Source organism: Candidatus Eremiobacterota bacterium (assembly GCA_031082125.1).
GTDB lineage: Bacteria > Vulcanimicrobiota > CADAWZ01 > CADAWZ01 > Ess09-12 > Ess09-12.
On the sequence record JAVHLM010000033.1, the window covers coordinates 1 to 14,639 of the forward strand.

A 14,639-nucleotide genomic window follows, 5' to 3' on the forward strand; every position below is an offset into this window, starting at 1 on the left:
GTAGGCGCTTGGAGCAAAGCTGACAGATTGCATTTCATTGTGCAGGGGTCTCAGGGAAAGAATGTCAGGACGAGGCGGAGAGCCTGCGGTATACCTGATCTGCCGTGTGCTCACGGAGATCCTCGGCAGGCTCCAGGCCCGCCCTGAATATTATCCAGTCCACCAGCCTCTCCCAGTGCGGGAGATCAGGAGTGAACAGGATGGATCCTGCCGGGGCTTTTATCTCAAACTTCACGGGCTTCACCGAGAGAGGCCCCGTGAGGTTCACGTCGGCTCCTGCGCTCCTGTGGACCCTCAGCTCCTCTATTTCTTCCCAGGATGCCTGAAAGGATGTGGTGCCCTTCCTGTAGACAAGGCCATCGCTTTTTATGTCTATTGCCATATCGCCATGAAGGATGGTGCTTGCCACCGTGGCCATGCCTATAAAAGCAAACCACACAGGGATGGCAATAAGAGTCTCCGGGTGGCCCCTGAAGAGAAAGTCAGCCACCGATGCGGTCACCGTGAGGATAGAACCTGCCTGCACCGCAAAGTTTTTCACGGGCACAAAGGCTCCGTACTCGTAATGAAGACGGTAGGGGTTCTCTATCGTGTTCTCCCTGAGGGCTCTCTGCATCTCCTTTGCTCCCTGCCAGCGGTCCTCCGGCCGGAGCTCCAGGGCCTTCATGATAACCTTTGAGAGGCCCAGGGAGACGCCGGGGACGAGCGTCGAGGGGGCGCTGAAAAAGAAGGGGGACTGCGAGGGGTCACAGCCTGTGAGGAGGGCATGGAGGGTGGCGCCGAGACTGTAAATGTCGCTTCTGGGATCGGTCTGGCCCTTTCCGTAATGCTCAGGCGAGGCATACCCGGGCGTTCCCACCACCACAGTATCGGATTTCTTCCCTGCCGTATAGAAGCGTGCGATGCCGAAATCCACAAGGCGGATCTCCCCGGCCCGGTCCAGCATGATGTTTCCCGGCTTGATATCGCGGTAAATGATCCCCTTGGAATGGAGATAATCCAGGACCTCGAGGAGCTCGTCGGCGATCTTTACCACCTCATACTGGCTCAGGTGCTTTTTCCCCGCAAGATGCTCCTCAAGGCTTGTGCCGTCTATGTACTCCTCCACGAGGTATTCTTTCCCGCCCTCGCTGAAGCAGTCGAGCACGCGGGGAAGGCCCCTGTGGGAGAGCCCCGAGAGAAGGGACGCCTCGCGCCTGAACTGCTCCTTGATCGCCCTGGTGTCCTCAGCATCGGCCTGCAGGTCAGCCATCTGCTTGATGACCCAGGTCCCTTCCATGTGCCTGTCCTTTGCGCAGTAAAGGACACTCATCCCGCCGCGGGCAAGAAGCCTCTCAACAGTGTATCTACCATTGAGAAGGGTTCCCGGAGAGAGCTCCCCGCCGCTCATCGGAGATACACCTCGTCAAGAACGTCACTGCCGGGGGCATCGGCATTCCTCAGCTTTGCCCTGGCGCGGATAAACCTGGTGAGCTCCTCCCATCCCTCCAGCTCTGAGGTGAATGAGAGCTTCTTGATCCACCCTTTTTCCAGAAGTGCTGCATCATCGAAAGAGGCGTGGGAAAGGGAAGTGTAAATCCTCTCTGAGCTTGTTCCTGCCTCTTCAATGGTATAAAGTATCTCTATTCTGCTTATGGCAATAGACTGCCGGGCCTCCTTCCCCCTTGATACAATTTTGCGCAGCGCTCCTGCCCACCTCTGGGCGCGGCAGATCCTGAGGGCCTTTATGGACTCCCAGGGAATAACCGTGCGGAAGGCGTTATAGCCGCTCCGCGAGAGTGTAAGATCTCTCAGGCTCGCCACTATCCTGGTTCTGCGCTTCTCCAGGTTCTCCGTCAGATATCCGTAACTCACGGCGGCCGAGAAGAGCGAAACCCCGATAAATGCGAGGTTGCCCTCGATTATTGCACTGCTGAGAAAACTGGCAGAGACAAAACCGAAAAGCACCGAGCACACCCCTCTCTTCCCCCTCAGGACGGGGAGGCGCTCGGGATAGCAGAAATTCCTGGCGCGCACCGGCGCATCGCGGGGGCCTGAAAGCACCTCCAGCATCTCCCGGGCGCTCTGGAACCTGTCTTCAGGGGAGAGCTCAACACCTGCCATGATAATGTCGCTGAACCACTTGCTCACTGCCTCGTTTACGATGCATGGAGGGTCAAAATGGAAGGGAGCAAGGGCGGAGTCCTTCCCGGTGACAAGAAAATGGAGGGTTGCCGCCATGCCGTATATATCGCTCCGCTCATCGGTCTGGCGCTGCCCGTAATGCTCGGGGGCGGCGAAGCCCGGCGTGCCCATAAGCACCGTGTCACGGCGTTTGCCGATGCTGAATAGACGCGCGATCCCGAAATCCACGAGCCTGTAAGTCCCGTCGGAGCAGGCCATGATGTGATGGGGCTTCACATCACGGTATATGATCCGGTGGGAATGCAGAAAATCGAGGAGGGAGAGGATCTGCACCGCCACCCCGAGGGCTTCCTCTTCCGAAAAGAGCCCCAGGGCCGCCTTTTTGTCCAGGGTGACTCCCTCGAGATGCTCCTCGACAAGATAGTGGCTTTCCTGTATGGAAAATGAGTCAATGACACGGGGAAGGCTCATGTGGGAAAGTTTTGAGAGGAGAGCGGCTTCCCTCCTGAACTGCCCTATGATGGCCTCCCTGTCTTCAGCAGAAGGGAAGATGTCTCCCATCTCCTTGACCACTATTTTTCCCGGCAGATGGCTGTCAGAAGCCAGATAGACCAGGCTCATGCCTCCCTTTGCAATGAGAGTTTCGATGGTGTAACGGTCATTGAGCACCGAGCCTGGCAAGAGCATGGCAGGCATTCCTCCCGCGTGGCACAGATAATCGTGCCTCTTCTCAGGATTCATCGGAAAGCCCCGGCATCCTTCCCGGGGTCTGCGCGGAAATGAAGCCGGCCTCAACGCACACTGCATATCCGCGGAAGGGGAAGCAGTGCCTGGTATGATGCCCTGGAGGGGCATGCAGAGGAGAAAGGCATCTTTCAGGAGAATCAGTGGTGAGAATCACTCAGAGAATCATGAATGGAGCTTTTATGCAGGCCAGGCACCTGACAGCATTTTTCTTCCTTCTCCTTGTCTGCCTGCTGCCGCCAGGCATTGCATGGGCGGATACCCTCAGCATGGGAGCCTGGAATGCCCCGCCCTATGTAATAATCGGCAAGGACGGCGAGCCCGATGGCATGAGTATCCAGGTCTGGAAGAGTGTTGCAGAGAGGGCAGGCCTGGACTTCAAGATTTACTATTACCGCAGCCTCCCTGATATCCTGGACGATCTCGACAAGGGGAAACTTGACGGTGCCATCGGCCCTGTTGCCATGTCTGCAGACAAGGCGGAAAAATATACCTTCACCATTCCCTACTATACGACGTGCATTGCCTTTATGACGCGGGCAAAGCCCCCGACTCTCTGGGACAGGGTGAAACCCCTCCTCACGAAAGCCTTCTTCACTGCGGCAGGCGGTATCCTGGTGGTCCTTCTCATAGTAGGTCACCTGCTCTGGCTTTTCGAGTACCGGCATAATCCTGAGCAGTTTCCCGCCACATGGCTCCACGGAGTGGGCCATGGCATGTGGCTTGCCCTCTCGGTGATGACCACCGTCGGCTTCGGCGATATCGTCCCGAAAACCAAAGGGGGGAAAATCGTATGCAGCATATGGATGATTATCTCGATGGTGACGGCCTCAACACTCACTGCAGGGCTTGCATCAGTCCTTACCACAATCTTTACTCTGGAGTATCTGCCTGGCGAATCATACAGCACCCCTGCGCAGATCTGCCAGAAGAAAGTGGTGCTGATCGAGGGAACCAACACCGCCCGCATTCTCGGCAAGTACGGCAAAAATTTCACCCTCACGGACAGCGTCCCTGAGGCGATAGGCATGCTTTCTGATGGCACCGCCGATGTCTTTGCCTTTGATCATCTGGCCCTCGAATATTACCTGAAACTCCGTCCCGGCAGCCGTCTGGCAATAAGCCCCTATTCAATGCGCTCGGTGAGTCTTGCCTTCATGTTCACCCGTCAGAACCAGAAAGCCGCTGATGATTTTGACGTAGCCCTCCTCAAAATGCTCGATGAGGGCTCCATAGAGGGTGTCATAGACTCATGGCTGGCAACGGTTTACCAGAAGAGGGGAAGGGCAGAAGCGGGGGACGCGGAAAAAAACGGGAATATTTACTCGCCTGACAGGTTCTGACGGGGCGCCTTCCTGCTTTCAATTTTCTCGTACCGCGCGATCATGTGCTTGGCCACCCTCACTGTCTCGTGATCCAGCACCTCCATGACGAGTGCTTTCTTGAGTTTCTCGCGGGCGCAGCGGGCTTTTGCACGGTCTCCCGATCTTAATACCCCGGGGAGCACTGATGTTCCCTGGCGGAAAAGCTCGAGAGCCTCTTCAAGCCTCGTAGGCCCGGGGCGCCGCTCCCTGACGCCAGGCTTTATCATAAGGCCCCCGCTGCTCGAAAGCTGCGGATAGTCCTCAGGCACTCCCAGGTGGGAGAACTCCTGGCCTTTGCAGAAAAGGGCATACTGCCTGTTCTTTCCGATGGCCTTATAGGTAAAGGCTCTCCTGCCGCCAGGGGTGAAGCAGCAGGGCTCGTCACCAAGGTAACGGGGGACAAGCTTCTGCTCCCGGTCGGGATAAAGTCCGCCATTCTCAGAGGCGTACATCTCGCATGCCGTGGCGACAAGCTTCATATTTGCAAGAGTCCTGGTGAGATATTCAATGCCTTCAGCGGAATTCTGGCTTCCCGGCAGGGGGAGGTCAAGAAGCTTCCGCACTTCCGACTCGTAATCAGATGCCTGTACCGGGCCTGAAACAGGAGGGGCGGGGGCAGCTGCAAGGGGAGCCGATGAGGCCGGTGAGGGCCGCAGAGCCGGGGAAGGTGCCGGCGAAGGAGGCCCTCCCTGGGACCGGCATCCTCCTGAGAGAAAAAGCACCATCGCTGCGAGGATTACAAGCTTGAAAAGCGGCACTATTCCTTTATCCCTTCATAACGCAATTTCACGCTCAACAAAGCATCGGGCATTCGCTTCCATGATTCGCCGCCGAGGCATCCTCTCCCGCTCTTTTCTCCATTTCCTGCCAGAATTCCAGGTGATCAGCCCCCCTGTTTCATCTCATTCACCTTCATTGAACTCCCGCATCGCAGGAGAAATAAGCCGGACAAAGAAGAGGTCATCATGAACAAATGCACCAATGAATGGTTCATTATTTTTCACAATAAGGAAAGATAAGACTATGGAAATCGCCCTGCGGGAAGAGAAAAATATCCATATCGTGACGGTTTCGGGGAAACTTGATGCCGTTTCCGTGAGAGATTTTGATGAAAAGATACAGGGGCTTCTGGAAAGCGGCGCATTGAAAATGCTTTTCAGGCTTGAAAGCCTTGAATACATAAGCAGCATAGGGCTCAGGAGCTTTCTGCAGGCCGCAAAGACCATGAAAAAGCAGAAAGGCAGAATAGCCTTCTCGGGGCTTCAGGAGACGACTGCGAAGATTTTTAAAATTGCAGGGTTCTATGAAATCCTCGGCATTTACTCCACAGAAGAGGAAGCCCTGGCTGCGCTGGTCTGAGAGTGAAGGTGCAGGCATCTTGGGCTCAAGGAGCGGGAGATGGCTCAAAAAACGGTAAAGAAAAAGGGCGGCCTCTTTATCAAGGTGCTCCTCGTTGCATTCTTTACCGTCATCCTCCTTGCCTGCCTCACCATCGGCGCCATTATGGCCGTAGTATCCAAGTACTCCAAGGATCTCCCCGACGTGCAGAAGCTCACCCGCTTCGAGCCGAGCGAGAGCTCGCAGATATTCTCTTTGGAAGGCTCGCTGATAGGCGTGCTATACAAGGAGAACCGCATCTGGGTCTCCATAAAGGATATTCCCCAGAAGATGCAGGAGGCCCTCATCGCCACAGAGGACGCCCGTTTTTACCAGCATAAGGGTGTCGATCCCGTGGGGATCACAAGGGCCGTCTACCAGAACCTCAAGGGCGGCGACATCTCGCAGGGCGCAAGCACCATTACGCAGCAGCTTGCAAGGAATATCTTTCTGAGCCCCGAGAGGAGCATAAAGAGGAAAATCCAGGAGATACTCCTCTCCCTCCAGATTGAGCGGAGCTTTTCCAAAAAAGAGATCCTGGAGTATTACCTGAACCAGATTTATTTCGGCTCCGGTGCCTACGGCATTGAGGCAGCGGCCCAGACTTACTTCGGCAGGCACGCCAGGGATCTCTCGCTTCCCGAGTGCGCCCTGATAGCAGGCCTTCCTGCGGCGCCGAGCCTCTTCTCCCCTCTTGTTGATGAAAAAGCGGCCCTGGAACGCCAGGACATCGTGCTGAAAAGAATGGCCATCTGCGGCTTCATTACCGGCGATGAGGAAAAGAAGGCAAGGGAGACAAAGCTCGACTTTGCGCCGAAAAAATCGGAATTCCAGATGATAAAGTACCCCTATTTCACTACGTTCGCCCTCCATGAGCTCTCTCAGAGATATGACGACAACACCCTTTACCGCGGCGGTCTCAAAATATACACCACCCTTGACCTCTCCATGCAGAAGGCTGCCGCAGCAGCCATCGCCGAGGGCCTGAAGAGGGCTGATAAGCAGCACATGAACGCCACAAACGCGGCGCTTGTGGCCGTAGACCCTGCCACTGGCTCCATCAGGGCAATGGTGGGTGGAAGCGGCTATACAGAGAAGAACCAGTTCAACAGGGCCTGGCAGGCCCGCCGTCTCCCGGGCTCAGCCTTCAAAGTCTTTGTTTACAGCGAGGCTATTGAAGAGGGATATACTCCCGAGACAGTCGTTGAAGACACGCCCGTCACTTACACCATCCCGGGAAGCACCCGGTGGAGCCCCAAGAACTCCGACAGGAGATTCTACGGGCCCCTTACGTTTCTCGACTCCATCAAGTGGTCCCGGAACGTCTGCGCCGTAAAGGTCATCAATACCGTGGGCCCGGGAAAGGTTATCGATCTTGCAAAGAAGATGGGAATCACCGATCCGCTTCAGCCCAATCTCTCCCTTGCCCTGGGATCGAGCGAGGTCAATGTGCTGGACATGGCATCAGCATACGGCGTCCTCGCAGCAGGGGGAAAGCGCTCAAAGCCCACCGCAATACGCCTCATTACCAACTCCAAGGGAAAGGTCATTGAAGACAACCGGAAACCGAAAAAAGAGGAAGTCCTGTCGGAAATGACAGCTTTTACAGTAACAGGGATGCTTGAGGAGGTCATCAAGAGCGGGACAGGGACAGCGGCACAGATCGGGCGCCCTGCGGCAGGCAAAACCGGCACTACCGACGATTACAGGGATGCCTGGTTCGCGGGCTATGTGCCGCAGCTTTCCTGCGCCGTATGGACAGGAAATGACGACTCCAGCGAAATGAACCGCGTCTTCGGGGGAACCCATGCCGCCGGCATATGGGCCGCCTTCATGAAGAAAGTCCTCAAGGGCAGACCCGCCAGGAATTTCGGTGCCAATGATGAGGACGAGATCGGCGTCATGATATGCAGCGACACTGGCCTTCGAGCTACAGGGAAGTGCACCGACATCAGGAAGGACTTCTTTGCGCCCGGCAAGGTACCTGCAAAATTCTGCACCGTTCATGGCATCAGGAAACTCGGGGACACGGGGAAGAAGACACCCAGCCCGACTCCGTCGGCTAGCCCTGCACCCACCATTGACGAGAGGCTGCAGTTCCACGACGAAAGCCCGGGGCCTGAAGAGAGCGGCACACCGGGAAAGAATACACCGGAGCGTGCCACCCAGGGCGTCCCGACGCTTGAGCCAGGCACCGACGGCTCACCGCCTGCTGAGATAGAGCTGCCCACCGAGTTTGAAGAGACTCCCGCGCCGGGGGAAGGCGAAGAGGGAACCGTAAATCCTGCGCCGCCGACGCCTGACGAAGGCAAGAAAACGCCGGGCAAAGTTGAGCTCTAGAAAAATCCGGGAGTGAATTAAAAAGAAGCCTTCCTGCCGGAACGGGGTAGATGAGTTTTCAGCAGGAGAGGCTTCTGTTACCTCTTTATTATAGCGGGGCAGTGTAAGGAAATCCCGCACTTTTGTAAGGAAACGGTAAGGAAATTGTTACCATTTTGCTAAAGGCCCTGGAGGTCCTCGAGGAGGGATATGACAGGGTAGGCGGGATTGTAATGCTTCTGGATGAACATGGGGGCCTTTTTCCGGTAAAGGCGGCGGGCCAGCCTGTCTGCGACGGGGATGACGATACGCTCCGTCTCGCAGAGCACCGGCGAGACCATGGCAATATCGCCGGCAGACTGCCAGTTGATGCAGCCGCAGCGGCTGTGGCATCTTTCCTCGATGGCGCAGCCCCGGCAGGACTCCTTGGCAGCATGAGCCCTCTGAAAAAGGGCTGTGCGCTTACCGTCATCAAAGCCCCTTCTCACGTCTCCGATCCTGAATTCCTCTGTGCTCACGCAGTCCTGCACAAAGGCGACACAGGGGTACAGGCCCCCGTCCGGGGCCACTGACACCTGTTTCACGCCTCCATGGCAGCGCTCGCAGAGGGCTCCCGCCCCATGGATATGGCCTGCAATCTTCACATCAAAAGGGCCGAAATAGAACTTGTGCTCCTCGAGAGTCAATCTCTCATAGAGCTTCGCCAGGAGGCCATACTGCTTTCTCAGCCGCCGCAGATCATTGTCGGTCCACACTCCGCGGTAATCAAGGGAGAGGAGAATATACCTGAAGCCCTTCTCAAGAAGGAATTTCACCGAGTCATGGAAATAATCCAGCGTCGCCGGCGTGACGACCATCATTGCATGGGTATAGGGCTGCCACTTGAGAAGCATCGAGGCCTTTTCATCGACAATGCTGAAAGTGCCCCTGCCATCGGCAGTCTTTCTGTGGCAGTCATGGGACCTTGCATCGCCGTCCATGCTGAGGGAGACTGCGATGTTCTCGCACCCGGCAAACTCGAGAAACTCCTCGTCAAGAAGGATCCCGTTGGTGGTGAGCTTGAAGTGGAAGCGGTGGCCGTGCTTTTCCTCTGCGTCCTTTGCAAGCGCCACGACAAGCCTGATTATATCCTTCCTGAGAAGAGGCTCGCCGCCGTAAAATACAATCCCTGAATGCTTCGGCTGGGTGGTTACGGCGAACTCCATGGCCTGCCGGGCAGTCTCCTCTGTCATATCAAGACGCGCGAGCGGCGGGGAGTAACAGTAATCGCACCGCATCGTGCATCCTGTCGTGAGGTGAAAGGTGAAGTGCATTGCCTCTCCTTCTGGCGGGGGAGCTTATTTCTTTATCCAGCCTTTGTTCCTTGCCCATGCGATGGCATCCTTCACCTGCGCGAGGAGATCCTTGCGCGACGCATCGAGGTCACCCCTGTTGTCCTTCATATCGAGGGGATCATAAAATATCAGCAGGTTCACTTTGCGGGCCCTCGTGAAAAGATCTTCCATGACCACCGCAGCGGGCCTGGAATAAGCTACGGGCGGCGCCGTGCTTCTTATCTCGCCCTTCTTTATATAGAGCGACTCATCGGCAGAGGAAATATACTCATAGGCGAAACGGTGTGCCGAGCTGTAACCGTCAAGCCCGACGGGCCCGCGGTAATTGGAGGGCTCGATTTCACCAAAAATGTCTTTGGCGGTTCCCTTATATTCGCCTGTCACACCGGAGATTATCACGTTGTGCCTGTCAAAGGTGATGCCGGCCTTTTTGAATTCCCCTTCGATGAGCTGCCTGGCCTCATCTTCTCCGAGAGGGGCAGGGAATGATGCCGCTTCGCCGCCGCTCCTCACAAAGCCGTAGCCATGGTTGAAGAGCGGAGCCACTGTGCCGCTTTGTTTCTGCAGGATATCACCGCTTCGCGGCTCGCAGGAAGAGACGGGGATATCCGGTGCAATGCCTCCCGTCCGGGCAGGCGTTCTCGTCGAGGAGACAGAAGGGGTGTCACCGGGGACTGCCTGCACCTGCCCGGCTTTGCCGGTGCAGCCTGAAAGTGCCAGGGCGCAGAGGGTTCCCGCGATGAGAGCATCATTTTTCCAGCGGGAGGGAAGGCATTTCCATGGCGATTCACTATCGCTCCGGAAATCCTCCAGCCCCGGGTAGGGGGGCTTCCTGTAACGCTTGAGCGGTTTTATCCTCATAAGGCCACTTCCTTTCCTGGTCTTCCCTCTTCTCTTCGCATTTTTCCCGATAGTTCTTCAATACGGCAGTGAGGCTCTTCCTCCTTCAGGAGAAACCTTTTCATGATCCTGAGGCCATGGGCTTTCAGCAATTGCTGGTGCTTCAGATGACAAAATGGCTGCCTGTGCAATCATTAACAGACACAGGAAAAAAGCCTTTTGTAAAGAAGTACAGGGGATATCTTCTCACTTTCCATCAGGCTTCAACGGCGCCATTGAGAGACCTGGGGCGCAGGGAAGCTGAAACTGATAGAGATGGCGAAAATTAGTGCAAGGGAGGAATCTCTATGAGAAAGACGGCCTTATGTGTTCTGCTTTTTGCCCTTCTCCTCACCTCATGGGCAGGCGCCCAGGACTTCTCCACCAAGGTGATCTCCATCACTGACGGCAATGATATCCTGGTCGGCGAAGGCACCCTGAAGCTCAACTGCATTGACTGCCCCGATCTTGACCAGCCTTTCGGTCCCCAGGCCAAGACATACCTGGAGCAGCTCATCCAGGGAAAAAACGTTGACGTGGAGGTAGTCTGGGTCGATCACAGCAACAGGAAAGTCTCAAAGATCTCCCTCGACGGGAAAGACGTGGGCACTGCCATCGCTTCAGCAGGGCTTGCCTGGTATGACGGCAAGCTCGAGCAGGACTCGGAGATTGCCCAGGCTGCAGATCTGGCAAAAGCGCAGAAAATCGGCCTCTGGACCCAGCCCAATCCTGTCGCTCCCTGGGATTTCAGGACCCAGCAGCGGGGTATTCAGCCCAACACATCGGGAGCGCCGACGGGAGCCAGCAACGGGAGCTACGGCTTCAATCCCCTCCAGAACAACGGCGATGCGGGAACCTCCTGGGATACCGGTACCACAGTCCTCAGCACGGAGCCTGTATACGGCAATTACGGGTACGGGTATGGCACCGGGGCAAGCCCTTATTACAACAGGACATTCTGCAACTACTGCAATGAATATCACAGGAACAACTCAAGCGAGGCCTGTGGTGCCGTGAGGAGGCGCTGAGCCAAAATCACTTTTGATGACCTGGGCCTTCATCATGATCATCTCGGGTGGAATTGTATTGAGCCGGGGCAGATCCCATCTGACTTTTAAAGGGAATTCCCTTCTGCGGCTTTTTTCATCGCTTCATCGCAGAAAATCCACTTCCCTTCAAGCATCGTCATCAGGACTTTCACCTTCCTGAGCTCTTCAGGCTTCGTCTCGAAAAGGTTCCTTTCCAGCACCACCAGGTCTGCCGCCTTGCCAGCCTCGAGGGATCCGGTGTCCTTCTCATGATGGCGAAGGTACGCGCCGTGGATTGTATAAGCCGCGAGGGCTTCATCAAGGCTGAGGCGCTCATCGGCATTCAATGGAGGCTTGCCTGGCTCTTCTGGGGGCTTCCTTGTGACGGCGACCTGGATTGCCTCAAGGGGATTCATGGTGCTCACAGGCCAGTCGCTTCCTGCAGCCAGGATGGCGCCTGTCTTTGCAATGCTCCCGAAGGGATAGAGGTACCGGGATCGTGCAGGGCCGATGATTGGCTCGGTCAGCTCGGTAATGTATTTGTCGGGGAAAGCCCAGAATGGCTGGCAGTTCGCCACGGCGCCCAGGCGGCGGAAACGCGGGATATCAGCAGGATCGATGAGCTCCAGGTGGGCAATGTGGTGGCGCCGGTCACCGTTGCCGTTTTTCATGAGAGCCTCCTGAAACGCGTCAAGCGCTGCCCTCACCCCCCTGTCGCCTATGGCATGGACATGAACCTGGAAGCCCTCACGGTCAAGGAGCACCACCAGCTCATTCAAAGGCCCCGGCTCGATAAGAAGCTTCCCCCTGTCAACGCCGCTTTGCAGATATGGCTCCAGCAGAGCGGCGGTTTTAGTCTCCAGGACGCCGTCAACAAAGAGCTTCGCCATGCCGGCTTCAACACGCGGCCCACGGTAGCGGTCCCGCCTCGCCATGAGAGCCGGAATCTGCGCGGCTCCCTTTTCTGGATCGACATGGAGTGAAGCAGTAACCCTCACAGTGAGCTCGCCTCTCTTCTCAAGCTCAAGGTACGTCTCAAGCTCATCCTTGTCGGCATTTGCCTCCACCAGGGAAGTGATGCCGAGGGCGCCGGCCTTCCGGAGAAAGGTCATCAATGCCTCGAGCCTCTCGCCGGGCGTCGCGGGAGGGATAAGCTTTTCCACAAGATCTGAGGCACTCTCACGGAGTGTCCCTGAGGGCTCGCCCGTTCCGGCGCGGCGCTCAATGCGCCCCCCCGGAGGATCGGCTGTCCCCTTCGTGATGCCTGCCATCGCGAGGGCTTTCGAGTTCGCCCACGAGGAGTGGCCGTCTGCAGAAGAGATGAACGCAGGCCTGTCAGGCACGAGCCTGTCAAGCTCCTCCTTCGTGGGATTGGCCCCGGGAAAAATGAAGGAAGCCCAGCCGCTTCCCAGAATCCAGCTCTTCTCCCTGTGGCTCTCAGCATAATGCTTCACGGCCTTGAATACTTCCTCCCTGGTGGACAGGTCGAAAAGGGCACATTGAGAAGTCTCGATCCCGCCGAAAATGGGGTGAATGTGGCTGTCGCAGAACCCCGGGAGAACCATGGCGCCCTTGAGATCGATGACTTTTGTCGCGGGACCTATATATTCCCCGGCCCCCTTTCGAGTGCCCGCGTAAAGAATCTTTCCTCCAAGAACCGCCACCGAGTCTGCCCAGCTCCTTGAGGTATCCATCGTGTAGATTGCGCCATTCTGGAGGAGAATGCCGGCTCTGGGGTGATCAGCGCTCCTGACGGCGCATGCAGCACCGAAGAAGAGAGTCAGAAGAATGATGATGATTTTTTTGAACACCGTGCCCTCCTAATGAGGCTCCGTTCCATGTACCGATAATTATACCATACTTTCCATTCTCAGGCCCAAGGGCTGCCGTCATCGGCACCCGGCGGGCTTCCCTTTCAAGATGCCTTCACCTCTCTAAAGAAAACCTAGGAATCTTTATCCGTGGAAACGAACTGTTATCGGAAGAGATTGGCAAAAAAGAGGGACCATGGCAGAAGCGCTTCCCACCGGTACCGTCTTCAGAGCGAGATACAGGATAACTGCCGTCATAGGCGAGGGAGCCACCGGGCGGGTCTACCAGGCGGAAGATCTCACCATTGCCGGGGCGCGGTGGGCTCTGAAGGAGCTTTCAACAGATGCTCTCTCCCCTGAAGAAGGCCGTGAAGCCCGGGAGTTTTTCCAGAGAGAATTCAGGATCCTTTCTGGCCTCAATCACACGGGGCTTCCCAAGGTGGTGGACTGCTTCCCTGAGAGCAGCCGCCACTACCTGGTGATGGAGTATATCGAGGGGGAAAACCTGGAAGAGAAGCTCTCACTCCGCGAGGGCTCCTTTTCCGCAGAGGAGCTCATGCCCTGGATATTCCAGATTATGGACATCCTTGAGTATCTCCACAGCCAGAGCCCTCCCCTCATCTACCGCGACCTGAAGCCTTCCAACATCGTCATCACCGCGGGGGGGAAAGCCAAGCTCATAGACTTCGGCATCACAAGAGCCTTTGACCCGGGTAAAATGCGGGACACCCAGGCCATAGGGACCCCGGGCTTCTCTGCGCCCGAGCAGTACGGCACCAGGCAGACCGACGGGCGCTCCGACATATACTCCCTGGGAGCCACGACGTTCCGCCTCCTCTCGGGAGAGAATCCCCAGAAATTCAATTTCCAGTTTCCCCCCCTGCTCCAGGTGAGGAGCGGCCTTGATCCCCGCCTCTCCCTTGCAGTGGGGAAAGCCCTGGAGAAAGAGCCTGAGCGGCGCTTCCAGTCAATCGCCGAAATGAGGGCATTTCTCCGGAAAGAGGAGGAGGGGGGCAGCAAAGCCCCACAGGCGCCTTCCGCGAAAAAATGGCAGCCCCTGGTGCTTCTCACCGACGAACCCTGGACACTCTTCCTGTACCTGATGACCATTGTGTTCTGCGCGGTCATACCGGTTGTGGGATCATTCATATGCATTGCAGGCTTTGCGGGGCTTGCCGTGCTTGTGCTGGCCTCACTGCCGGCAGCCTGTTTCCATATGGCAAAAGGCGAGTGGCGCAAAGCTGTCAATTCGCTGGGAGTCATAGCAGCTTCCCTTGTGCTGCTGCTGATCCCGGTTTTTCTCCTCTCCCCCTCCCTCAAGGGCACCGGAGACCGCACAATGCTTGACGGCTGCAGGGAGAACCTGAAAACCATCGCCGCGGCCATTGAAGTCTATTCCCATGAAAATAGCGGGTCCTCTCCCCCGAGGCTCGATGCCCTCACCCCGGCGTATCTTCAGAAGATTCCCTCATGCCCCGCGGCGGGCAAAGACACTTACCGCGGAAGCTACACAAGCGCCGGTGCTGACAAATACACCTTTTACTGCAGGGGATCATCTCACGGGAAGCTGCTCTCCCAGCCTGATTATCCCCGTTACAGCAGAAAGGAGGGTCTCGTGGTGGACCCGTCGGATTTATGAGCCTTAAGCCAGAAAGGCGG

11 protein-coding genes are annotated in these 14,639 nt (G+C 56.6%); 5 read left to right on the forward strand and 6 right to left on the reverse strand.

Going from position 1 to position 14,639, the window contains the following annotated elements; genetic code table 11:
- Nucleotides 1–64: 64 nt before the first annotated feature.
- Complete coding sequence (locus tag RDV48_26275; GenBank protein MDQ7826337.1) at nt 65–1,390, reverse strand: serine/threonine-protein kinase; 1,326 nt, start codon at nt 1,388–1,390, stop codon at nt 65–67.
- Nucleotides 1,387–2,811: a serine/threonine-protein kinase gene (locus RDV48_26280; protein ID MDQ7826338.1), complete on the reverse strand. Its 1,425-nt coding sequence runs from the start codon at nt 2,809–2,811 to the stop codon at nt 1,387–1,389. The genes RDV48_26275 and RDV48_26280 overlap by 4 nt, the downstream gene beginning before the upstream one ends.
- 239 nt (nt 2,812–3,050) lie before the next feature.
- Between RDV48_26280 and RDV48_26285 the strand changes: the two genes are divergently transcribed.
- A complete protein-coding gene (locus tag RDV48_26285; GenBank protein ID MDQ7826339.1) occupies nt 3,051–4,211 on the forward strand; it encodes a transporter substrate-binding domain-containing protein in 1,161 nt (386 codons plus the stop codon).
- Here the strand turns inward: RDV48_26285 and RDV48_26290 are convergent.
- Nucleotides 4,190–4,990, reverse strand: coding sequence for a hypothetical protein (locus tag RDV48_26290; protein ID MDQ7826340.1), 801 nt, complete (start codon nt 4,988–4,990; stop codon nt 4,190–4,192). The two genes, RDV48_26285 and RDV48_26290, sit on opposite strands and share 22 nt — an antisense overlap.
- Before the next feature lie 265 nt (nt 4,991–5,255).
- Between RDV48_26290 and RDV48_26295 the strand changes: the two genes are divergently transcribed.
- Nucleotides 5,256–5,591, forward strand: a complete 336-nt coding sequence (locus RDV48_26295) for an STAS domain-containing protein (GenBank protein ID MDQ7826341.1) — start codon at nt 5,256–5,258, stop codon at nt 5,589–5,591.
- A gap of 39 nt (nt 5,592–5,630) precedes the next feature.
- Entirely contained in the window at nt 5,631–7,949 is a 2,319-nt protein-coding gene (locus RDV48_26300; protein ID MDQ7826342.1) for a PBP1A family penicillin-binding protein, read from the forward strand.
- A gap of 158 nt (nt 7,950–8,107) precedes the next feature.
- Here the strand turns inward: RDV48_26300 and RDV48_26305 are convergent, their stop codons facing one another.
- Together RDV48_26305 and RDV48_26310 are read right to left on the reverse strand one after the other, a co-directional pair.
- Entirely contained in the window at nt 8,108–9,241 is a 1,134-nt protein-coding gene (locus tag RDV48_26305) for a radical SAM protein (protein ID MDQ7826343.1), read from the reverse strand.
- A gap of 24 nt (nt 9,242–9,265) precedes the next feature.
- A complete protein-coding gene (locus RDV48_26310; GenBank protein MDQ7826344.1) occupies nt 9,266–10,123 on the reverse strand; it encodes a hypothetical protein in 858 nt (285 codons plus the stop codon).
- A gap of 326 nt (nt 10,124–10,449) precedes the next feature.
- On the opposite strand from RDV48_26310, the gene RDV48_26315 reads away from it, so the two are divergent.
- On the forward strand, nt 10,450–11,169 hold the full coding sequence (locus RDV48_26315) for a thermonuclease family protein (protein ID MDQ7826345.1): 720 nt from the start codon (nt 10,450–10,452) through the stop codon (nt 11,167–11,169).
- An 86-nt stretch (nt 11,170–11,255) separates the two neighbouring features.
- Here the strand turns inward: RDV48_26315 and RDV48_26320 are convergent, their stop codons facing one another.
- Nucleotides 11,256–12,980 (reverse strand): amidohydrolase, encoded by a 1,725-nt coding sequence (locus RDV48_26320; GenBank protein MDQ7826346.1) that lies wholly within the window; start codon nt 12,978–12,980, stop codon nt 11,256–11,258.
- A 196-nt stretch (nt 12,981–13,176) separates the two neighbouring features.
- On the opposite strand from RDV48_26320, the gene RDV48_26325 reads away from it, so the two are divergent.
- Nucleotides 13,177–14,619 (forward strand): serine/threonine-protein kinase, encoded by a 1,443-nt coding sequence (locus tag RDV48_26325; GenBank protein ID MDQ7826347.1) that lies wholly within the window; start codon nt 13,177–13,179, stop codon nt 14,617–14,619.
- The last annotated feature ends 20 nt before the right edge of the window (nt 14,620–14,639 follow it).

What these genes read in the sequence shown, in the direction of transcription:
- RDV48_26315 (MDQ7826345.1), top strand. Translation starts at nt 10,450, where the DNA reads ATGAGAAAGACGGCCTTATGTGTTCTGCTTTTTGCCCTTCTCCTCACC.
- RDV48_26300 (MDQ7826342.1), top strand. Translation starts at nt 5,631, where the DNA reads ATGGCTCAAAAAACGGTAAAGAAAAAGGGCGGCCTCTTTATCAAGGTG.
- RDV48_26275 (MDQ7826337.1), bottom strand. Translation starts at nt 1,390, where the DNA reads ATGAGCGGCGGGGAGCTCTCTCCGGGAACCCTTCTCAATGGTAGATAC.
- RDV48_26280 (MDQ7826338.1), bottom strand. Translation starts at nt 2,811, where the DNA reads ATGCTCTTGCCAGGCTCGGTGCTCAATGACCGTTACACCATCGAAACT.
- RDV48_26310 (MDQ7826344.1), bottom strand. Translation starts at nt 10,123, where the DNA reads ATGAGGATAAAACCGCTCAAGCGTTACAGGAAGCCCCCCTACCCGGGG.
- RDV48_26295 (MDQ7826341.1), top strand. Translation starts at nt 5,256, where the DNA reads ATGGAAATCGCCCTGCGGGAAGAGAAAAATATCCATATCGTGACGGTT.
- RDV48_26305 (MDQ7826343.1), bottom strand. Translation starts at nt 9,241, where the DNA reads ATGCACTTCACCTTTCACCTCACGACAGGATGCACGATGCGGTGCGAT.
- RDV48_26325 (MDQ7826347.1), top strand. Translation starts at nt 13,177, where the DNA reads ATGGCAGAAGCGCTTCCCACCGGTACCGTCTTCAGAGCGAGATACAGG.
- RDV48_26285 (MDQ7826339.1), top strand. Translation starts at nt 3,051, where the DNA reads ATGCAGGCCAGGCACCTGACAGCATTTTTCTTCCTTCTCCTTGTCTGC.